This is a genomic window from Bradyrhizobium sp. JR4.3 (genome assembly GCF_040547695.1).
GTDB classification, from domain to species: Bacteria; Pseudomonadota; Alphaproteobacteria; order Rhizobiales; family Xanthobacteraceae; genus Bradyrhizobium; species Bradyrhizobium canariense.
Genome location: NZ_JBEPQF010000009.1, coordinates 41,393 through 61,195, shown reverse-complemented (window position 1 = coordinate 61,195; position 19,803 = coordinate 41,393). Strand labels below are relative to the sequence as shown.

Genomic DNA, 19,803 nt, shown 5'->3' with positions numbered 1-19,803 from the left:
AAAATCAAATTGAGGGTGCAACGCCAGATAAGGCCGAAAAGCCGATCTCGGCAGGTATTTAGCCGGTCTTGGCAGCCCGGACGCCGGTTTGGAGCATTTCCTAGAAGTGGCTGTAGGACAGCCGCTTCAAGACCAGCTCCTGGCCCTGCCCGTCCAGGAAGCGCGGCCGCTCATGGCCCGCGACGATCGTGCCGATCGCCGTGACGGCAAGGCCTGCCGCCCGCCCCAAGGCAATCAGCGCGTCGCCTTGCGCCGCCGGAACGGTACACAGCACCTCGTAATCGTCCCCCCCGGCCAGCAGCGTCTCAACGGAAACGACGTTGCGTGCGATCAGGCCGGCGGCAGCGGCCGAGAGCGGCACGCTCGTCACGTCGATCGTGGCCGAGATGCCTGACGCCGCACAGAGCTTGGTCAGATCTCCGGCAAGGCCGTCGGAGACATCCATCGCAGCCGTCGCATGCTCACGCACGCCTTGCGCGAGAGCATTGCGGGGCTGCGGCACGCGATAGCGCGAGATCAGAGTCTCGCGCGCGTGCGAATCGGAGGCCAGCGCATTCGCCACCGCGCCGCCCTTGAGCACATCGAGGCCAAGCGCGGCGTCGCCGATCGTTCCCGTCACCAGAATACGGTCGCCCGGTTGGGCGCCGGTGCGGCCGACCATCCGCCCCTGCGGCACGCGGCCAAAGGCGGTGATCGAGATCATCTGCGGCCCCGGCGTCGACACCGTGTCGCCGCCGAGCAGCGGACAGGCGAAGGCTTTCGCATCCTCGCCGAGCGCGTCCGCGAACGGCCTGAGCCAGGCGTCTTCCCTGCTGCGCAGCGCCAGTGTCAGCACGAAGCCGGCCGGCGCGGCCCCCTTGGCAGCGAGATCGGACAGGTTCACCCGCAGCGCCTTGCGGGCGATGGTATCGGGCGGATCGGTGGCAAGATAATGCACGCCCTCGACCACCGCGTCGGTGGTGACGACGATGTCGCTGCCGAGCGCCTGCAGGATGGCGGCATCGTCCACCAGCCCCAACGCGCCGGGATCAGTCGCCAGCGGCTTGAAATAGCGCGCGATGAGGGAGTCTTCGGCGGAGGGATTGTGCGGGCTGGTCATTAGCGTCCGCCACATACATCGCTGTCATCGCCCGGCTTGACCGGGCGATCCAGTACGCCGAGCCGCCTCTGCTCAAGCACCACCGCCGCGGCGTACTGGAGCACCCGCCTTCGCGGGTGATGACAGCGGAATACGGGGCAGCCACATCGCATCAAATCACCGCCCTGCGCCTCAATCTACCCCCGCCCGAACTCGTCACCGCGAAACTGGCGGCCGATCTGGTCGAGCACCGCGTTGACCATGCCGGTCTCCTCGCGGTCGACGAAGGCATTGGCGACGTCGACATATTCGGAGACGACGACGCGGCCCGGCACGTCCTTGCGGTGTTCCAATTCGTAGGCCCCTGCCCGCAGTACCGCGCGCAGGATCGCTTCGATACGCTTCAACGGCCACCCCTTCGACAGCGCCTCGTCGATCAGCGGATCGAGCTTCTTCTGGTCGCGCACGACGCCGGAGACGACGTCGCGGAAGAACGCCGCTTCCGCCGGGAGATATGTGTCGCCCTCGACCTCGTTGCCGAGCCAGTGGCTCTCGAACTCCGCAAAAATGTCGTTGATGCCGGCACCGCCGATATCCATCTGGTACAGCGCCTGCACGGCTGCGAGCCGCGCCGCACCGCGCCGGTTCGCCTTCTTCTCCGTGCCAACCGGCGGCTTCTTGTTGTTATCGGCCATGATCAAGCCCGCGCCAGCCGGCGCTTTATGCGCAGCATCGCAATCGCGGCCCGCGCGGCGTCGCCGCCCTTGTTCAGCTCGCTGGCGCGCGCCCGCGCCCAGGCCTGCGCCTCGGTGTTGACGGTGAGGATGCCGTTGCCGAGCGGCAGCTTGCGCGCCACCGCCAGGTCCATCAGCGCGCGCGAGGATTCCTGCGAGACGATCTCGAAATGGATGGTGTCGCCACGGATCACGCAGCCGAGCGCGATCGCGGCGTCATAGGGCTTGCCATTGGCGGCCGCGGAATCGATCGCGATGGCGATCGCCGCAGGAATCTCCAGTGCGCCGGGAACCGTGATGACGTCGTGGGTCAGACCGGCCGCCTTCAGCTCGGCCACCGCGCCTTCCAGCATCGCGTCCTGGAGATCGTCGTAGAACCGCGCCTCGACAATCAGCGCGCGCGCGCCGGAGATGTCGGTCTGGTCCTTCAGGGGTGCGCGCCGCGCGTCTGCCATTGCTCAATCCGTCTATTTTGGGTCGGCCGTTTTGTAGTCGCCGCAAGCCGGCAAGCCAAGTTTTAAACTGTCATTCCGGCGCGATGCGAAGCATCGAACCCGGAATCTCGAGATTCCGGGTCTGGTCCTGCGGACCATCCCGGAATGACGGCTACGCAGTCGTTTCGGTCAGTCGCGCCGCGTAGCGCGCCATCAGATCGACCTCGATATTAACCTCGTCCCCCGCCTTCCAGCCGCCGATCGTCGTGACTGTCAGGGTGTGCGGGATGATCAGCACCGAAAAGGTCACGTCCTTCACCGTATTAACCGTCAGCGACACGCCGTCGAGCGTGATCGAGCCCTTGGTCGCGATGAACCGCGCCAGCTCCCGCGTCGTGGAGAGCTCGAACCGCGCCATGTCGGGCAGGTCCTCGCGGCTCACGAGGGTCGCGATGCCATCGGCGTGGCCGGCGACGATATGCCCGCCAAGCTCGTCGCCGATCTTGAGCGCACGCTCGAGATTAAGCCTGGTGCCGACCCTCCAGTGCTTGGCGGTCGTTAGCGCCAGCGTCTCGGCCGCGGCATCGACGTCGAACCAGGTCCTTTGGGCAGAGTCTTTGCCGCCTTCGACGCCGGACGCAACCACCGTCAGGCAGACGCCGTTGCAGGCGATCGAGGCGCCGTCCGCAATGGTGGTCTGGTCGTAGCGGCAGGCGATGCGCAGCCGGTGCAACTGGCCCTGCGCAGTCGGCGTAAAGCCGACGATCTCGCCGATATCGGTGACAATGCCGGTGAACATTACGCGCGCTCGTAGATGGTGAGAGTATCCTTGTCGAAGGTCTCGCTAGCATGAACCTTGTAGGCCTGCGACTGCGTGATTTTCGACAGGGGCAATGCAGCGAGCGCATCCACCCCGTCGGCGCCCACCGCCTCCGCGCCGCGGAACAGCCAGATCTCGTCAACGAGGTCGGCGGCGATAAAGGACGCCGCGACGCGGCTGCCGCCCTCGACCATCAGCCGCGTGATGCCCTTCCCGGCCAATGCATGCAGCACCGCCGCAAGATCGAGTCCCGAGGCGTTGCCGGGCGGCACGCGGATCACCTGGGCGCCGGCAGCACCGAGCCGCGTGGCGGCCGCGGCCTCCGCCAGTTCAGAACCCACCACCCACAGCGGAATCTCGCGCGCGGAGCCCACGAGCTTGCTTGCGCCGGGAATGCGCAGGCTCTGATCGAGCACCACGCGCACCGGTGAGCGCGCTGCCATGCCCGGCAGGCGGCAGTCGAGTAGCGGATCGTCCGCCAGCACCGTGCCGATGCCGACCAGGATGGCGTCGCTCGAGGCGCGCAGGAGATGCACCCGGTTGCGCGCCGCCTCGCCGGTGATCGCGACCGGCTTGCCGCCGGCCGCGCCGATCTTGCCGTCGGGCGAGACCGCGAGCTTCAGGATCACATGCGGGCGGTGATCCCTGATGCGACGGAAATGCCCGGCATGATCGAAGGCGGCTTCGCGCGCGCACAGACCCACATCCACCGTGATGCCGGCGGCACGCAGGCGTGCATGGCCCTGACCCGCGACTTCCGGATTGGGATCCTCGATCGCGGCCACCACCCGCTTGATGCCGGCGGCGATCACGGCGTCGGCGCACGGTGGCGACTTGCCGAAATGCGAGCACGGCTCCAGCGTGACGTAGAGCGTGGCGCCGCGCGCGCCCTCGCCCGCGCGCCGCAGCGCTTCAGGCTCACCATGCGGTCGTCCCCCCGGTTGGGTCCAGCCGCGGCCGACGATCACGCCGTCCTTGACGATGACGGCGCCGACGGCGGGATTGGGCCAGGTACGTCCCTGCCCGCGCCTGCCGAGCGCCAGCGCAAGCTCCATGAAGCGCCGGTCGGCATCCCTGGACTCGCGCGCCTTCTGCGCGAATTGATCCTCCAGGATGCTTTCGATCATTCGGAAGACCACTTCATCGGCCCCAATTTTGCATCTTATAAGAGGTGGAATTGTGTTTCTGCTTAGGACGCTTCGGACGTTGGTTGGTCGTTGCCACCAATATCTTCGTCCGCGCCGATCTCCTTAGCCCTGTCAATGCAGGCTTTCGATTGCTCCGGGTCGTCCGATCTTGGCCTTCGCTCTGCAACATCGTTAGCCTTCTAAGTTAGCGGCAATAAAATCGGCAATCGGCCTTGGCTTGTCTACGTTTCCGGCAAGCCATAGTCCTATAAACGCGGACGAAACGATATTGGCAGGGATTAAGCCAGCAGAGCGCCCCACTTGGTGAAAGAGCAAATGGGGGTACTGGCCGAAATAGGCCACTCGGGATTTCAAAGTAGGCCAACTTACTTTCTTGGCTTCCCCCAGGTGAGCGTTTTGGTCGTTTTCACGACGGCGACCGTTGCGGTCGTTACCACCACGGTTTGTTGCGGCAGCGGTCGCGGTTTCCAAAGGCTGCTGTGCGTTGAGTACGCATCGACCTTGGTGCCAATGTGAGTTTCGGCCCAGTGCCAATCGCCATACTGACTGGGTAAGACCCTGTGCGCCATCAGCCGACCAATCCAAGTAGCTAACCAGTCCGCCGCTTGAATGGTTTGGTAGAGGTGGCTTTCCACTTGAAACGGCGGTTCGATTAAGTTTCTAGCGGGATCGCTTCCGAACATGGTTTTGGCTGCTGTTTCGAGCAGTTTAATGCGATCCGAATGTTGATCCAAGATCATCATAAATTGCTCGTTTTGCTGCTCGCAAAAACGATCAATATTGCGAACCGAATGAGCCAAGACGGTCGAATAGAGGCCACTGGCTTTTGATTTGTCCGGTGTCTGGTATTTGTGCCGACCGTAATAAAAAAGACGCCCGTCGCGCTTGTAGATCTGATTGACGATTCGAGAACCTGCCGACTTGAGGGCCTTGTATTGCCGTATGTTTCTGGTGGTGAAGAGTTCTGTGCCCTTTTTTTCCCATGTCGCAGGATGATTACCGCTCGCCTCTAGGTCCGCATCCAATAGTTGATTTTTGTATTGGAGAAACCAAGTCGCGAATGATCGCACGTTCCCGTGGGGCAACAAAAAGCCAGCAAGCCCGAACACTGGACTTTGGTTGTATTTCCTGTCGGAGCGGCCAACAAACGGACCAATGTGGCCAAACTCGTCGAGAAAGGCGATATACATTCCCTGCCCCAGATACGCGGAAGCCCGCGCAACTGAATGCGCGGGCTCCGGAACTGGACACGATCACGTTGAACCGTGGCCGAGACCTATATAACTAGCGCGAACTAACAAATCAACAAGAGAATAAAGCACAGTAATTCCAATTACTTATACCATGTTCTCCGAGCTATATCCACAGGCTAGAACAATTCGCTTGCGGGCCAAATGTTCCATGTCGCTTCTATTTACCCCCTTGGTACCATAAACTTCCGGGCCGATCTGGCGGGGTCTCAGTTGGCAGCGCGGGGGCCACTTGCGTCTGGATTTCGTCCGGTGGCCTACTCGGGTCGCGTAACGGCGTTCTCTGCTCTGCCCGCAGCCTGTCCGCTTTGTCGAAGTACTTGAGAGCGAGGACGTGGAGGGCTTCGGCCTTAACCGGGTCCGATTCAGCAAGGGCCATGCGTGCTGTAACTTCGGCTTGTCGCAACATCCTCATGATCCGAATGGCGATTATAATACTTGACACCAAAGGCCCGAAGGATGGGCTCAGCGCTCTTGTCCCCACTCTTGACCAGACCATGGTTGCCGGCCTATAAGCTGGAACCATGGAACGCGAATCTCTGCCCATCTTTGCCTCTCTCGAAGAGGAAGAAGCTGCCCTCCGGGCGCGGCTGGAGAAGATTGTGCAGTTCAAAGCGCTGGCCCGCGAACTCGGACTTCCCGGCCCTTCGGCGCAGCTAACAGCGGCTATGTCTGCACCTACGATACGCCCGCAGTCCTTTGATGGGACTCTTGCAGGGCTTGTGCAGTGCTATCGGACTGATCAGCGCTCACCCTATTTCCAGCTCAAGCATAGGGTCCGGAACGGCTACGACGGCAATCTGAACAAGATCGTGGCTGACTTCGGGAACTATGCCATCGAGAGCCTTACGGCCGATCGCATCATGGGCCTATACAACCAGTGGGCTGATGGCGGTAAGATTGCCATGGGTCATGCTCTGGCAGCTAAGCTGCGGCTTCTGTCCGGCTTCGGCGCAACTATCTTGGGTGACACCCGCTGCATCCCGTTCGCCCATATCATGCGTACGCTACGCTTCCCCGCAGCGGCGGGGCGTCAGGTGCCGATGACGGCCGAGTACGCGACGGCTTTACGCCGGAAGGCCCATGACATTGGGTGGCCTTCGATCGCACTAGCGCAGGCTCTCCAGTTTGAACTGAGGCTGCGTCAGGTCGATGTAATCGGCGAGTGGATTCCGCTTTCAGATCCGATGCCCTCAACGATTGTTTGGGGCAACGAGAAGTGGGTTCGCGGGCTGCGTTGGACCGACGTGGATGACAAGCTGATTTTGCGCTTCACCACGGTAGACAAGGTCAAGCGGAAGATTCCGCATGAAGTAGACATAACCAGGTTGCCGATGGTGCTGGAAGAACTCGAAAAGCTTCCGGCCGTACCGACATCGGGTCCGATGATCATCTGCGAGGCCAACGACCGTCCCTATTCGCCAAATGAGTTTCGGCGCAAATGGCGGCTCGTAGCCAATAAGGCTGGCCTACCGGACAACATTCGCAACGCGGACAACATCCGCGCTGAAACGAGGCCGTCCCAAGAAGCCCTCGTCTTACCGTGGGAAAAGAAAACGGCGGGCTGAGCCCGCCGGTACCAATCCGTCTGCATGAGGCCGTGGCACTGGTGCAGAGGGGAAGCGAAAGGGTGGGAACCCCGAGTAGCTATGCGGCGCGAAACGGGGCGGTCACGGTAAGCCCCGATAAGGAGGTTGTTATGCAACCACCATAGTGTAGGCGTGGCGCTGCACCGGTCTGACCACTGGTGCGGCGTCACGCCGATACTATAGGTAAATCCTTGGGAAAATGCAAGGAATCCCGCGAGCGAGCCACGGCCGGATGACCGTCCATAGGCGTCGATCTTAAATCGATACTCAGCTTTCTCTCGTCCTGCGCCGTTCGGCTTTCGCTGTATGGGACACGGGGTTACCCAACTACTTGCTCTTCCAATTGACGCATAATCTTGCTGGGGGGTGTCTCCAGCGCTTTCGACAGCTTCAAAAGCATAACGATCGTCGGAGATTTCAGACCGCGTTCTATCTGGCTCACATAGGTCCTATGGATGCCTGCGCGTTCCGCAAGCTCCTCTTGGGACAGTCCAGCTGACTGCCTTAGACCGGAGATGATTTTTCCTAACGTGATGTTGGGGCTGGCCACCCCGCCATCATCTGAACTTGAAGACTAAAGTGCTACAGACTATAGTATTCAAGATGGCGCGCCGTGACAAACAGAAAAAGTACGGCGGTCAGAAGAAGGCCGTTTTCAGCCAGCCGCGTCGGTTGGCGACGGTCAAGGAGGCATGTGCCTACGCCAAGATGGGCCACACCACGCTCTATGAGAAGATCAACGCCAACGCGATCATCGCTTACAAGCGCGGGCGCAAAACGCTGATCGACCTCGACAGCATCGACGTCATGAACGACCGCGAGCTGAAGCCGTGGAAGTCCGGCAAGTGATCGGCCCGCACGAGCGCCAACGAAAAAGCCGCCCCTCAGGGCGGTTTGTTTTTGTCCGAAACTCTCCGCTTTTATCCGGCTCCTTTGGGGGCCACCGTGGGGGCCACTCATTTTGGCCACCTCAAAAAACTAAATTAAAACAATAGCTTATAGCAACAAATGATTCTTCAGAATGCGGAAGATCATTTGCGGATCGCGGCGAGCCGCGCTTCCTCCTCACCGGAGAGCTCACCGAGCACGTCGGCGAAATCCTTGGCTTCGCGGAAATTGCGGTAGACCGAGGCGAAGCGGACATAGGCGACGTCGTCGAGCGTGCGCAGATGCTCCATCACGGTCTCGCCGATCACTTCGGAGGAGATTTCGGCTTCGCCCCCGGTCTCGAGCTCGCGCACGATGGTGGAGACCATCTTCTCCACCCTTTCCGGCTCGACCTGCCGCTTGCGCAAGCTGATCGACACCGAGCGCATCAGCTTGTCGCGGTCGAACGGAACGCGGCGGCCGTTGCGCTTGATCACCGTGAGCTCGCGCAGCTGCACGCGCTCGAAGGTGGTGAAGCGGAAATTGCAGGCGACGCACACGCGCCGCCTGCGGATCACGGAAGAGTCCTCGGTCGGACGCGAGTCCTTCACCTGCGTATCGAGACTGTTGCAGTTCGGGCAGCGCATCCGTTGACCTTGACCGGTTTTCTTGAGCCTTACTGATAGATCGGGAAACGGTCGGTGAGCGCCTTGACCCGTTCCTTGATCGCGGCTTCCACCAGCGGCGCCTTGCCGTCGGAAGATTGCGCGATCGCGTTGAGGACTTCGGCGATCATGCTGGCGACCTGCTGGAATTCAGCGACGCCGAAACCGCGGGTGGTCGCCGCTGGCGTCCCCAGACGAATACCGGAGGTGACAAACGGCGACTCGGGGTCGAAAGGAATGCCGTTCTTGTTGCAGGTGATGGCGGCGCGAACCAGCGCCTTCTCCGAGGCGTTGCCCTTCAGGCCCTTCGGCCTGAGGTCGACGAGCATCAGATGGTTATCGGTGCCGCCTGAGACAATGTCGAACCCGTGGCTCTTCATCGCTTCGGCCAGCGCCTTGGCGTTCTCGACGACGTTCTTGGCATAGACCTTGAAGTCCGGCCGCAGCGCCTCGGCAAAGGCGACTGCCTTCGCCGCGATCACATGCATCAGGGGGCCGCCCTGCAGGCCCGGGAAGATCGCCGAGTTGAATTTCTTGGTCAGCGCCTCGTCATTCCACAGCATCAGGCCGCCGCGCGGACCGCGCAGCGATTTGTGGGTCGTGGTGGTGGTGATGTGCGCGTGAGGCACGGGCGAAGCATGCACGCCGCCGGCGACGAGACCAGCGAAGTGCGCCATGTCGACCAGCAGGTACGCGCCGACGCTGTCCGCGATCTCGCGGAAGCGCTTGAAGTCCCAGGCGCGCGAATAAGCCGAGCCGCCGGCCACGATCAGCTTCGGCTTGACCTCCTCCGCCTGCTTGGCGACCGCGTCCATGTCGATGATCTGGTCCTCGCGGCGCACGGTGTAGTGCGCGGCCTTGAACCACTTGCCACTCATGTTGACGGGGGAGCCGTGGGTGAGATGGCCGCCGGCCGCAAGATCGAGGCCCATGAAGGTGTCGCCGGGCTGGAGCAGCGCCAGAAACACCGCCTGGTTCATCTGGCTGCCGGAGTTCGGCTGCACGTTGGCAAAGTTGGCGCCGAACAGCTTCTTGGCGCGATCGATCGCAAGGTTCTCGGCGACGTCGACCCACTCACAACCGCCGTAGTAACGCGCGCCCGGATAGCCTTCCGCATATTTGTTGGTCATCACCGAACCCTGCGCTTCCAGCACGGCACGGCTGACGATGTTCTCGGAGGCGATCAGCTCGACCTCGTGACGCTGGCGGCCGAGCTCGCCCTTGATGGCGGCTGCGATTTCCGGGTCAGCCTGCTCGAGCGAGGCGGTGAAAAACGAATCGGGCGCGGAGGCGGTTTTGGCGAAGGTCATCTTGCGAATATCTCCACCGCCGCAGCCTTTTGGCGGGCTACGGGCGGGTCTGGTGTGGCGATCGGAAGCGGCGTGCGCGATCTACCACATTGCCCGCAACAGGCCAAGGGTTTGCGGGTCGGACCTGTGATTTATGCAAGATATGGTGGGATTGGAGGATTTGGACGACCGGGCGGCATCCGGTCGTCCATGTCCTGAAAGGCCCGCTTTGGGCTCGAAACGCCGCGCGGTGCGACCGTCTGACTGGCCGGCCGAGCTCTAAAGCCCGGTATACCCCGCCTTCACGGGGTCCACGCTGCCGTCGAGCTGCCGCAGATAGGTGAGGCCGCAAACCGTCAACCTGTGGGTGTCCTTCTCGCCGGCTTCCATCAACGTGTTGAGGTAGTTCGTCACCTTTTCCCGCGCCTCCGCGCTCGCCGCAGACGTGCGGTTGGCGAGCAAATCGTAGGTATGCATGATCCGGTCGATGGCAGCTTCCATGGCACCCTCTGGTTCTTGCCGCGTTTGGGAGTTGAGATCAGGCAACCGCTTTGGCCTCGGACTGCGCCTCGAACCTGACGATGGCCTTGTTGGCCAGCCTGATCTTGTTGAATTCGCCGAGCTGGAGCAGCTTGATAACGATCTCGAGCAGGCGTTCGTCGGTGACGAGGGTGTCCCGGATCGCGCCGGAGCGGCGAAGATAGTTCGCGGCGATGGCGTAGGCCTCGCTCACGAGTTCCACGTTCATCACCCCAACGCCACGCTCGACCAGCATCGTCAGCCTCCGATCCGGAGGAGATAAGCATCGAACCGGGAACTCGTTCCCTGGTGTCGGGGAATTTTTTCGCAACCGCGAAATAAAAACGCACCGGTCCGGACACAGCCGGGCCGGCGCGCTTGGGGAAGCTCAGGCACGTTCGGGAGGCTTGCCGGTCTTGTTGTGGGCCGGCTTGGCCAAATCCCGTCGAAAGAGCTCAGAGACGATACAGGATCTGGTCGGTCCAGAACCGCTCGAGGCGGTGCAGCGACTTGTTCAGGGTCGAGAACTCCTCGCCCGAGATGCCGCCGACCTGCTCGACCGTCTTGACGTGCTTCTGGTAGAGCGAGTCGACGATGCGGCGAACTTCCTGGCCCTGCGGCGTCAGGCGGATGCGCACCGAGCGGCGATCAACGCGCGAGCGCTGATGGTCAAGGAAGCCGAGCTCGACGAGCTTCTTCAGATTGTAGGAGACGTTGGAGCCGAGGTAATAACCGCGCGTGCGCAGTTCGCCCGCGGTCAGCTCCTTGTCGCCGATGTTGTAGAGCAGCAGCGCCTGAACCGAGTTGATGTCCGCACGACCGCGGCGATCGAACTCGTCCTTGATGACGTCGAGCAGCCGGCGATGCAGCCGCTCCACCAGAGTCAAAGCTTCCAGATAGAGCGTCTGCACCGAACCCTGCTGGCCGGAGACGCGCTCTGCGGTATCTGCCGCAGTTGCGACGGCTTTCATCATGACACTTCCCCTGTTGTCGTTTTTATCGACACTCATTCGACGAAACTTGTGTCCCGTCTGATAGGTGCAACTTAAGGGGCTCGTTTGAAGATCGGCTTAAATAAGAGAATAAAGAGATCATGAATTTAAGACAGTGAATTGCGGATTAAGCCTGTGCCACAAGCACTTTTCGCAATAGTCTGTTGACTCTCGCAAGGTCCTGTTCACCCTCCGTCCGCCCCGATTGTCGCATTCCAGAACAGCCCCGCCCCGTTTCGAAACGGCCGCGTAAGAGCTGTGGCGGAACATGCTGGTTAGCGAAAACTTACGTCGAATTTTACGCAACCAACCGTCAACCAAGCGGGCACAACTGCGCCCTCGTGTCCCGGACGAGCGGAGCGAAGATCCGGGATCCAGGGGCCACAAACGAGCTTGTGGAGAGATGGGCCCTGGCTCAGCAGCGCATCACTGCGTGCTGCGCAGCGTCCGGGGCACGAGAGAGTGTGTGTGAACGTTGAAATCGAGTTTGCTATGGCGGCCGTTCGCGTGCGGCCATCCAGGCGAGTGCGAGATAGGCCGCCAGCATGAAGGCTTCGACCCCGACCACGACCAGGCTGCCGCCGTAGATGCCCGGGAACATCAGCTCGATCACCGCCATCGACACCACGGTCGTCAGCCACACCACCGCGCCCCAGGGTGTGGCGAGCCACAGCCCAACCGCGGCAACGAGCTCGATCACGGCGAAGTAGATGGTCGAGGCCTGCCAGGCCATCGACTGGTTCTCGAAAGCCTCGTCCTCGCCGCCGACGAAGCCCGTCACCTGCGCCCAATGATAGAGGCCCTTGAGGATCGAGAGCAGCGCCATCACCCGCAGGAACAGCACGAGCCGGCGCGTCCAGACATTGTCGTCGGACTCAGCCCGCTCCGACGAGATCGCCGCCACCGACATTGCGCTGTCTCTGGCATTGTCTCGGACGGCGTCCCTGGCGCTGTCGCGGGCCGCATCGCGGGTGGAGATCTCGGACATGCCCCCTTCTGGCTGCTTTGCCCCGCAAAATCAATCGGCTGCCATCTTTTGCGGCAGGTCAAGCCGCGGTGACGGGAACCATGCGAGCTGGTATAAGAATAATTCCAGCCGGAGGAAGAGTAATGGCGATCAAATACGGACGTCCGATCGAGTTGCGCGAGGTCTCGCGCCGGGATGGCACTGGGGCCTCCCCTGCCCTCGATCTGACCGTCCGCCCGCGCCGCAACCGCAAGGCCGAATGGGCCAGGCGCATGGTGCGCGAGAACGTGCTCACGACGGACGATCTGATCTGGCCGCTGTTCCTGATCGACGGCAACAACAAGCGCGAGCAGATCGCCTCGATGCCGGGTGTCGAGCGTCTCAGCGTCGACCAGGCCGTGCGCGACGCCGAGCGCGCGATGAAGCTCACCATCCCCTGCCTCGCGCTGTTTCCCTATACCGAGCCGTCCCTGCGCGACGAGGAGGGCTCGGAAGCCACCAACCCGAACAATCTGGTCTGCCAGGCGGTGCGCGCAATCAAGAAGGAATTCCCGGAGATCGGCATTCTCTGCGACGTCGCGCTCGATCCCTTCACCAGTCACGGCCATGACGGCCTGATCTCCGACGGCAAGATCCTGAACGACGAGACGGTCGCCGTGCTGGTGCGTCAGGCCCTGGTGCAGGCCGAAGCCGGGTGCGACATCATCGCGCCCTCCGACATGATGGACGGCCGCGTCGCCGCGATCCGCGAGGGCCTGGATCGCACCGGTCTGCTCGACGTGCAGATCATGGCCTATGCCGCAAAGTACGCCTCCGCCTTCTACGGCCCGTTCCGCGATGCCATCGGCTCGGCCAAGACGCTCACCGGCGACAAGCGCACCTATCAGATGGACAGCGCCAACACCGACGAGGCGTTGCGCGAGGTCGAGCTCGACATCGCCGAGGGCGCCGACATGGTGATGGTCAAGCCCGGCATGCCCTATCTCGACGTCGTCCGCCGCGTGAAGGACACGTTCGCGATGCCGACCTTCGCCTACCAAGTGTCCGGCGAATACGCGATGATCGCGGCCGCCGCCAACAACGGCTGGCTCGACGGCGACCGCGCCATGATGGAGAGCCTGCTCGCCTTCAAGCGCGCCGGCGCCGACGGTGTGCTGAGTTATTTCGCGCCGAAGGCAGCGGAGAAGCTGCGGACGCAGGGGTAAGCCCCAACGTCGTCCCGGCGCGGCCGGGCACATCTGTCTCTTCATCGTCGTCCTGGCGAAAGCCAGGACCCATACCGCGTGATCTATCGAGAGCACGCAGTATCGACACCGGCGAACGTACCAACCTCCAGTCTTGGCCAAACTTCTCCTTGGGGTAATGGGTCCTGGCTTTCGCCAGGACGACACTGAGGGGTGTGGCGTCAGCGCCCTTTCCTCCCGCCTCCGCCGCCCCCGAATTGCCGGAATATTTCGGCTTGTTAATGCCGGCACCCTTGGCGCGCGGACGACCTGTTCCCATGTCTTTCCACGGGAGTCCTGCCACGGGAGTTTCCCTCGGGAGAACGGTCATGTCGTATTCGGACTCGGGCAATGCCTGGCGCAATGACGGTGGGGCGCAGCCGCATGCCTATGATCCCTATCTGCACCCGGAACTGTTCCGGGGCGTTGCGACGCGGCGGGTGTTCGCCTTCCTGATCGACATGGTCGTGATCTCGGTGCCGGTGATCCTCGGCTACCTCTTCATCGCGGTGTTCGGCGTGGTTACGCTCGGCATCGGCTGGGCGCTGTTCTGGCTGGCCTGGCCTGCCTCCGTGATCTGGGCCATCGTCTATTACGGCGCCTGCATCGGCGGTCCGTCGTCCGCGACCATCGGCATGCGCGTGATGGATCTGGAGCTCCGCACCTGGTACGGCGCGCCCGGCTATTTCGTGCTCGGCGCCACCCACGCCGTGCTGTTCTGGGTGACCGTTTCGTTCCTGTCGCCCTTCGTGGTGCTGGTCGGGCTGTTCAACGGCCGCAGGCGCTTGCTGCAGGATTTCGTGCTGGGAACGGTCGTGATCAACAATTCCGTTCGTGCGCCGGTGCCTCAGGGCGCCAGAACCTACTGATCAAAGGACCTACTGATCAACCAACCCGGATCAAGAACCTATCAACCTGGACCCGCTATGCTGACCGATGTGACCTGCCGAGTAGACCGATTGACCGGGGGCTTTTGTAGCGCGATGCTGATGCACATTTTGGAGGCCCACGACGTCCCTTGACCCAGCACTCGCGCGACACCCCACAATTTTACCTCACGGCGCCGTCACCCTGCCCCTATCTGCCGGGCCGACACGAGCGCAAGGTGTTTACGCACCTCGTAGGTGAGCGCGCCGGTGACCTCAACGACCTCCTGACCCATGGCGGCTTCCGTCGCAGCCAATCCATCGCCTACCGTCCGGCCTGCGACCAGTGTCGCGCCTGCGTCTCGGTCCGGGTGATCGCCAACGAGTTCCGCCCCTCCCGCAACTTCCGCAAGGTGATCGCGCGCAACGCCGACATCATCGGCGAGCAGCGCAGCGCGGTGCCGACCTCCGAGCAATATTCGGTGTTCCGCGCCTATCTCGATTCCCGTCACCGCCATGGCGGCATGGCCGACATGACCGTGCTCGATTACGCCATGATGGTCGAGGACAGCCACGTCGAGACCCGCATCATCGAGTACCGCAAGCGTGGTCCCGACAGCGGCATCACCGGCCGCGGCGAGGAGCTGATCGCGGTCGCGCTGACCGACGTGCTCAGCGACGGCCTGTCGATGGTCTATTCGTTCTTCGAGCCGGGCGAAGTCAGCCGCTCGATGGGCACCTTCATGATCCTCGACCACATCGCCCGCGCCCGCCGGCAAGGACTGCCTTACGTCTATCTCGGCTACTGGATCGAAGGCTCGAAGAAGATGGACTACAAGGCCCGCTTCCTGCCGCAGCAGCGCCTCGCGCCGTCAGGCTGGCTGCGCATCGACGCGCAAGGCGACGCGGCGTCCGAGCCGCAGGATTAGCTCTCCGTCGTGCCGCGAAAGCGGGGCATCCAGTACGCCGCGGCTTCTCGGGTCAATCACAACCGTCTCTGGAATACTGGGTCGTCCGGTCCAGCCGGACGACGACAGCCGCGATGTGTTCACCCGAACAGCGTATCCGCCAGCAGCTTCAAGTTCAAAACCACGATGATGCCGGCAACGATCCACGCGATCGCCGCGACCCACGCCGGGATGACGAACTTGCCCATCTTGCGGCGGTCGGAGACGAAGCGGACCAGCGGGATGACGGCGAAGGGCAATTGCATCGACAGCACGACCTGGCTGAACACCAGCAGATCAGCCGTGCCGCGCTCGCCGTAGATCGCGGTGACGACGATCACGGGAACGATCGCGATGCCGCGCGTCAGCAACCGGCGCGCCCAGCTCGGCAGGCGCAGGTCGAGAAAGCCTTCCATCACGATCTGTCCGGCGAGCGTCGCCGTCACCGTTGAATTGAGGCCCGAGGCGAGCAGCGCCACCGCGAACAGCGTCGAGGCGATGCCGAGGCCGAGCAGCGGAGACAGCAGCTCGAAGGCCTGGCCGATCTCGGCCACGTCAGAATGGCCGCTCTTGTGGAAGGTTGCGGCAGCCACGACCAGGATCGCGGCATTGATGAACAGCGCCAGCATCAGGGCGACGGTCGAGTCCGTCGTCGCCCATTTGATCGCCTCGCGCCGGCCGGTGTCGTTGCGCTCATAGGCGCGGGTCTGCACGATCGAGGAGTGCAGATAGAGATTATGCGGCATCACAGTGGCGCCGATGATGCCGATTGCGATGTAGAGCATCTCGGGATTGGTGAAGATCTCGGTCTTCGGCACGAATCCCCTCAGCATCTCGGCCACCGGCGGTGCTGCCGCGGCAAGCTGGACCGTGAAGCAGACAGCGATCACGACGAGCAGTGCGATGACGAAGGCCTCGAGGAAACGGAAGCCACGGTTCATCAGGATGAGCAGCAAAAAGGCATCCAGCGCAGCGATCAGCGCGCCGCCGATCAGGGGAATGCCGAACAGGAGTTTTAGCGCAATTGCCGTGCCGATCACCTCGGCGAGATCGCAGGCGATGATCGCCGCCTCGCAGGCGATCCAGAGCAGGAAATTCACGGCCGGCGAATAGGTCGCACGGCAGGCCTGCGCGAGATCTCGGTCGGTGACGATGCCGAGCCGCGCTGCCAGCGACTGGAGCAGGATCGCCATCAGGTTCGACAGCAGGATGACCGAGAGCAGCGTGTAACCGAACTTCGAGCCGCCAGCGAGGTCGGTCGCCCAGTTGCCGGGGTCCATGTAGCCGACCGACACCAGATAGCCCGGGCCGACGAAAGCGAGCAGGCGCCGCCACCACACCCCCGCGATGGGGAGGGCGACCGAGGCATTCACCTCGGCAAGGCTCTTGGTCGCAGGCGCATCATTGCGCCAGCCGGCGGCGTCTCGGGTCAGATCGGGAGAGCGAGCATCCATGGGTCGAGAATACCGAAGTCGAGCCTTATTGCAACTCATTTGCAACTGCATCTAGCCGCATCGGTCCTCGGCGGCCGCTATGTGCCGCCCTGTCGGGAAGCGGGTGGGTTTGGCCGTGGTCGGAGGCGGATAGTGGCGCCAACCCGACTTGCAGGAAATGAGCCATGTCAAATCCGCTTCGCCTCCCCGAGACATTCAACCGCCTCGCCTGGTCGAACCTGGCGGCACAGTCGGCCGAACAGATCGCGCTGGCCGCGGCCCCCATCGTCGCGGTGCTGACGCTCGGCGTCGCCGAAGGCCAGACCGGCCTGCTCCAGACCGCTCTGACCCTACCCTTCGTCCTGTTCGCCATCCCGGCCGGCCTGCTGGCCGACCGCATCTCCCGCCGTTCGCTGATGGCGGGCGCCGAGGCGCTGCGGGCCGCGGCCCTTGCAGCGATCGTGCTGCTGCTCGCGCTCGGCGCGCTCAACCTGCCGCTGCTGGCGCTGCTCGGCTTTGCCGCCGTGTGCGGCACCGTCGTCTACAGCGTGGCCGCGCCGGCACTGGTGCCCTCGCTGGTGAGTTCGGACCTGTTGCCGGCGGCCAATGCGCGGATCGAGCTCGCACGCACCATCGCCTTCGCCAGCGGGCCTGCGCTTGGTGGCGCGCTGGTGGGGTGGTGGGGCGCGAGCCCGGCCTTCGGCTTCGCGGCCGCGCTCTCGGCTATCGCCGTCGTGCTGCTCTCCGGCATCTACGAGCCCGCCCGCACGCCGGCGCCACGGCGGCATCCGCTCCAGGACATCCGCGAGGGCGCGGCCTTCGTGTTTCATCATCCGCTGCTGCGGCCGGTCTTCATCACCCAGTTCATCTTCAACACCGGATGGTTCCTGCAGATCGCGGTGTTCGTGCCCTACGCCGTACGTCACCTCGGCCTAAACGCGGTCGGCGTCGGCACCGTGCTGACGATGTACGGTGTCGGCATGGTGATCGGCGCGCTGTTTGCCACGCGCGTGATGAAGCGCGTCGCGTTCGGCACGGTGGTCGGCCTTGGCCCCGTCACCGGCTTCGTCGCCGCAATGGTGATGGCGCTGACGGTGCTGGTCCCCTCCCCCTGGCTTGCCGCCTTGAGCTTCTTCCTGCTCGGCGTCGGGCCGATCCTGTGGGTGATCTCGACCACAACGCTGCGCCAGTCGGTGACGCCGCCTCGCCTGCTCGGCCGCGTTTCCGCCATCAACATCATGAGCTACGGCGCCCGCCCGGTCGGCTCGGCGCTGGGTGCGATCGTCGGCGGCCTCTGGAGCGCGGAAGCGTGCCTTTATCTCGCGGCGGCGGTGTTCGGCGTGCAGGCGCTGGTGATCTGGCTCTCGCCCGCGGTGGCCCTGGACCGGCAGCCCGACATGGTGGGCGATGAGGTGGTGGCGCGGTGTTAGGCAGTTTCTCCGCCGTCGTCCTGGCGAAAGCCAGGACCCATTACCCCAGGGAGCAGTTTGGCAAAAATCGCCAACTATGAGTCTTCGCAAAACTGCAGGCGGTGGTTATGGGTCCTGGCTTTCGCCAGGACGACATTGGGGGGCACCGCGGAATTTAATTCGCCAGATACCGCTCGTAGCTCCCTGTCACCGGCTCGCTCGCATCCACCTCGGGATCGAGCGTGTAGAGATCCTGCGCGCGGCCGATGCCGCGCAACGCGTAGCGGCCGGTGGAGACGAGATAGCGGCGGCCGGCGGCATCGAGGCCCTTGTAGAACTCCGCCGAGGCCAGCAGCTCGCGATCGACCGAACGGCTCATCGAGGCGATGCGACTGACCTCGTTCACGGTCGGACCGACCACGGTGAAGTCGAGCCGGTCCTCGCTGCCGATATTGCCGTAGAAGACCTCGCCGACATGCAGGCCGATATAGGCGGACGTGGTGGGACGGCCCTCGGCGCCCCGCCGCAGATTGAGCGCTGCAACGTTCTTGCGGAATAGATGCTCGGCGCGCAGCGCCGCGCGCCGGGCATACGCCATGTCTTCGCCGGTGAACATCGCGAGCACGCCGTCGCCGATCAGCTTCAGCACGTCGCCGCCGGCGTCGTGGATGGCATCGATCACGGCCTGCGCATAGTCGTTCAGGAACGGGATGATCTCGTCGGGGCCGATGCTCTCGCTGATTCCGGTCGAGCCGCGCAGATCCGAATACCACAGCACGGCGTTGATGCGTTCGGTGACGCCGCGCGAGATACGTCCGCTCAAGACCTGCTCTGACGCATCGCGGCCGAGATAGACGCGGCCGAGCGTGCGCGCGATGTCGACCTGCTGCGCCGACTTGATCGCGAGCCCCAGCACCGGCACGAGGTCGCGCAGCGCTGCGAGCTCGGCGTCGGCGAAGCCGCTGTCGCGTCGCGTTGTCCAGGAGGAGTAGAGGCAGTCCATCTGCCCGAGCGCTCCGGTCTCCCCGAAGCGATGCACAAAGGCCAGGAAATGGCGATGACCCGTTTCAGCGAGCTCACCGATTTGCGAAAAATCGAGCGAGGGCGCCTCGGCGAGGTCGATCACCATCTCGTCGTGACCATGCTCGAGCAAATGATAGAACACCGAGCGGCGCCAATTGTTGGCCGCGTCGCCCTCGGCCGTCGAGCCGTATTCGACGACGTCGCTCTCGTTGGTCGGCGTATCGCTCCAGCGGAAGGCGCGCCCCTCGTAGATCGGGTGCAGCGTATCGATGACGACAAGCCCACGCGAAAGTTCCAGCCCCTCAGCGCGGCAGCGCTCGCAGAAGCCGCGCAGCAGTTCGGGTTCGGGCAGGCCCGTGAGCCCCTGGCCGGCCAACCAGTTCATCAGCGCAAGGCGCGAGGTCAATTGCATGCGCCATTATGCCGTGCATTCGTGACGAGCGAAAGGCGGCGCGCGGAGCTTGCGGCGCCAAGGCTCCCGCTCGCGGCCAAGGCTCCCACCCGCGGCAGGTCGCATATGTCGCGGACGCTGTTGACGTCCTCCCGCCTC

General features: G+C 63.3%; 21 protein-coding genes. 6 read left to right on the top strand and 15 right to left on the bottom strand.

What is annotated here, in order from left to right; translation table 11 throughout:
- Window positions 1-100: 100 nt before the first annotated feature.
- From thiL to ABIB91_RS16645, 6 genes are all read right to left on the bottom strand, one after another.
- Window positions 101-1,099, bottom strand: a complete 999-nt coding sequence (thiL, locus tag ABIB91_RS16670; RefSeq protein ID WP_354163994.1) for a thiamine-phosphate kinase — start codon at window positions 1,097-1,099, stop codon at window positions 101-103.
- A 176-nt stretch (window positions 1,100-1,275) separates the two neighbouring features.
- Entirely contained in the window at window positions 1,276-1,773 is a 498-nt protein-coding gene (gene nusB / locus ABIB91_RS16665; protein WP_007603430.1) for a transcription antitermination factor NusB, read from the bottom strand.
- Between the two features lie 2 nt (window positions 1,774-1,775).
- Window positions 1,776-2,267 carry a 6,7-dimethyl-8-ribityllumazine synthase gene (gene ribH / locus ABIB91_RS16660; RefSeq protein WP_219685266.1) on the bottom strand — a complete coding sequence of 164 codons (492 nt, stop codon included), beginning with the start codon at window positions 2,265-2,267 and terminating at the stop codon, window positions 1,776-1,778.
- 151 nt (window positions 2,268-2,418) lie between these two features.
- The gene (locus ABIB91_RS16655) at window positions 2,419-3,045 is read right to left on the bottom strand and encodes a riboflavin synthase (protein ID WP_354163991.1); all 627 of its coding nucleotides are present in this window, start codon (window positions 3,043-3,045) and stop codon (window positions 2,419-2,421) included.
- Window positions 3,045-4,193 (bottom strand): bifunctional diaminohydroxyphosphoribosylaminopyrimidine deaminase/5-amino-6-(5-phosphoribosylamino)uracil reductase RibD, encoded by a 1,149-nt coding sequence (ribD, locus tag ABIB91_RS16650; protein ID WP_354163989.1) that lies wholly within the window; start codon window positions 4,191-4,193, stop codon window positions 3,045-3,047. The genes ABIB91_RS16655 and ribD overlap by 1 nt, the downstream gene beginning before the upstream one ends.
- A gap of 386 nt (window positions 4,194-4,579) precedes the next feature.
- A complete protein-coding gene (locus tag ABIB91_RS16645) occupies window positions 4,580-5,404 on the bottom strand; it encodes a DUF3800 domain-containing protein (RefSeq protein WP_354163987.1) in 825 nt (274 codons plus the stop codon).
- A gap of 584 nt (window positions 5,405-5,988) precedes the next feature.
- On the opposite strand from ABIB91_RS16645, the gene ABIB91_RS16640 reads away from it, so the two are divergent.
- Complete coding sequence (locus ABIB91_RS16640; protein WP_354163985.1) at window positions 5,989-7,032, top strand: site-specific integrase; 1,044 nt, start codon at window positions 5,989-5,991, stop codon at window positions 7,030-7,032.
- A gap of 340 nt (window positions 7,033-7,372) precedes the next feature.
- Here the strand turns inward: ABIB91_RS16640 and ABIB91_RS16635 are convergent, their stop codons facing one another.
- The gene (locus ABIB91_RS16635) at window positions 7,373-7,603 is read right to left on the bottom strand and encodes a helix-turn-helix domain-containing protein (RefSeq protein ID WP_354163983.1); all 231 of its coding nucleotides are present in this window, start codon (window positions 7,601-7,603) and stop codon (window positions 7,373-7,375) included.
- Window positions 7,604-7,632: 29 nt separating this feature from the next.
- On the opposite strand from ABIB91_RS16635, the gene ABIB91_RS16630 reads away from it, so the two are divergent.
- Complete coding sequence (locus ABIB91_RS16630; RefSeq protein ID WP_354163981.1) at window positions 7,633-7,902, top strand: helix-turn-helix domain-containing protein; 270 nt, start codon at window positions 7,633-7,635, stop codon at window positions 7,900-7,902.
- A gap of 182 nt (window positions 7,903-8,084) precedes the next feature.
- Here the strand turns inward: ABIB91_RS16630 and nrdR are convergent, their stop codons facing one another.
- From nrdR to ABIB91_RS16600, 6 genes are all read right to left on the bottom strand, one after another.
- Window positions 8,085-8,567, bottom strand: coding sequence for a transcriptional regulator NrdR (gene nrdR / locus ABIB91_RS16625; RefSeq protein ID WP_007603426.1), 483 nt, complete (start codon window positions 8,565-8,567; stop codon window positions 8,085-8,087).
- A 29-nt stretch (window positions 8,568-8,596) separates the two neighbouring features.
- A complete protein-coding gene (glyA, locus tag ABIB91_RS16620; protein WP_007603425.1) occupies window positions 8,597-9,895 on the bottom strand; it encodes a serine hydroxymethyltransferase in 1,299 nt (432 codons plus the stop codon).
- A 258-nt stretch (window positions 9,896-10,153) separates the two neighbouring features.
- On the bottom strand, window positions 10,154-10,375 hold the full coding sequence (locus ABIB91_RS16615) for a hypothetical protein (RefSeq protein ID WP_007603423.1): 222 nt from the start codon (window positions 10,373-10,375) through the stop codon (window positions 10,154-10,156).
- A 37-nt stretch (window positions 10,376-10,412) separates the two neighbouring features.
- The gene (locus tag ABIB91_RS16610) at window positions 10,413-10,649 is read right to left on the bottom strand and encodes a hypothetical protein (protein ID WP_354163978.1); all 237 of its coding nucleotides are present in this window, start codon (window positions 10,647-10,649) and stop codon (window positions 10,413-10,415) included.
- 199 nt (window positions 10,650-10,848) lie between these two features.
- Window positions 10,849-11,367: a transcriptional regulator LdtR gene (gene ldtR, locus ABIB91_RS16605; RefSeq protein ID WP_007603420.1), complete on the bottom strand. Its 519-nt coding sequence runs from the start codon at window positions 11,365-11,367 to the stop codon at window positions 10,849-10,851.
- A 508-nt stretch (window positions 11,368-11,875) separates the two neighbouring features.
- The gene (locus ABIB91_RS16600) at window positions 11,876-12,373 is read right to left on the bottom strand and encodes a DUF6163 family protein (RefSeq protein ID WP_007603419.1); all 498 of its coding nucleotides are present in this window, start codon (window positions 12,371-12,373) and stop codon (window positions 11,876-11,878) included.
- A 122-nt stretch (window positions 12,374-12,495) separates the two neighbouring features.
- Between ABIB91_RS16600 and hemB the strand changes: the two genes are divergently transcribed.
- The 3 genes from hemB to ABIB91_RS16585 all read left to right on the top strand — a co-directional run bounded on the left by hemB (window position 12,496) and on the right by ABIB91_RS16585 (window position 15,370).
- Complete coding sequence (gene hemB / locus ABIB91_RS16595) at window positions 12,496-13,557, top strand: porphobilinogen synthase (RefSeq protein ID WP_354163976.1); 1,062 nt, start codon at window positions 12,496-12,498, stop codon at window positions 13,555-13,557.
- 347 nt (window positions 13,558-13,904) lie between these two features.
- Entirely contained in the window at window positions 13,905-14,444 is a 540-nt protein-coding gene (locus ABIB91_RS16590) for an RDD family protein (RefSeq protein WP_007611123.1), read from the top strand.
- Between the two features lie 149 nt (window positions 14,445-14,593).
- Window positions 14,594-15,370 (top strand): arginyltransferase, encoded by a 777-nt coding sequence (locus ABIB91_RS16585; RefSeq protein WP_007603416.1) that lies wholly within the window; start codon window positions 14,594-14,596, stop codon window positions 15,368-15,370.
- A gap of 119 nt (window positions 15,371-15,489) precedes the next feature.
- Here ABIB91_RS16585 and ABIB91_RS16580 read toward each other — a convergent pair whose 3' ends face one another.
- A complete protein-coding gene (locus ABIB91_RS16580) occupies window positions 15,490-16,842 on the bottom strand; it encodes an Nramp family divalent metal transporter (protein ID WP_354163973.1) in 1,353 nt (450 codons plus the stop codon).
- A gap of 164 nt (window positions 16,843-17,006) precedes the next feature.
- Here ABIB91_RS16580 and ABIB91_RS16575 point away from each other — a divergent pair, with 164 nt between their 5' ends.
- Entirely contained in the window at window positions 17,007-18,251 is a 1,245-nt protein-coding gene (locus ABIB91_RS16575; protein WP_354163971.1) for an MFS transporter, read from the top strand.
- Window positions 18,252-18,405: 154 nt separating this feature from the next.
- Here the strand turns inward: ABIB91_RS16575 and ABIB91_RS16570 are convergent, their stop codons facing one another.
- Window positions 18,406-19,665 (bottom strand): adenylate/guanylate cyclase domain-containing protein, encoded by a 1,260-nt coding sequence (locus ABIB91_RS16570; protein WP_354163968.1) that lies wholly within the window; start codon window positions 19,663-19,665, stop codon window positions 18,406-18,408.
- Between the last annotated feature and the right edge of the window lie 138 nt (window positions 19,666-19,803).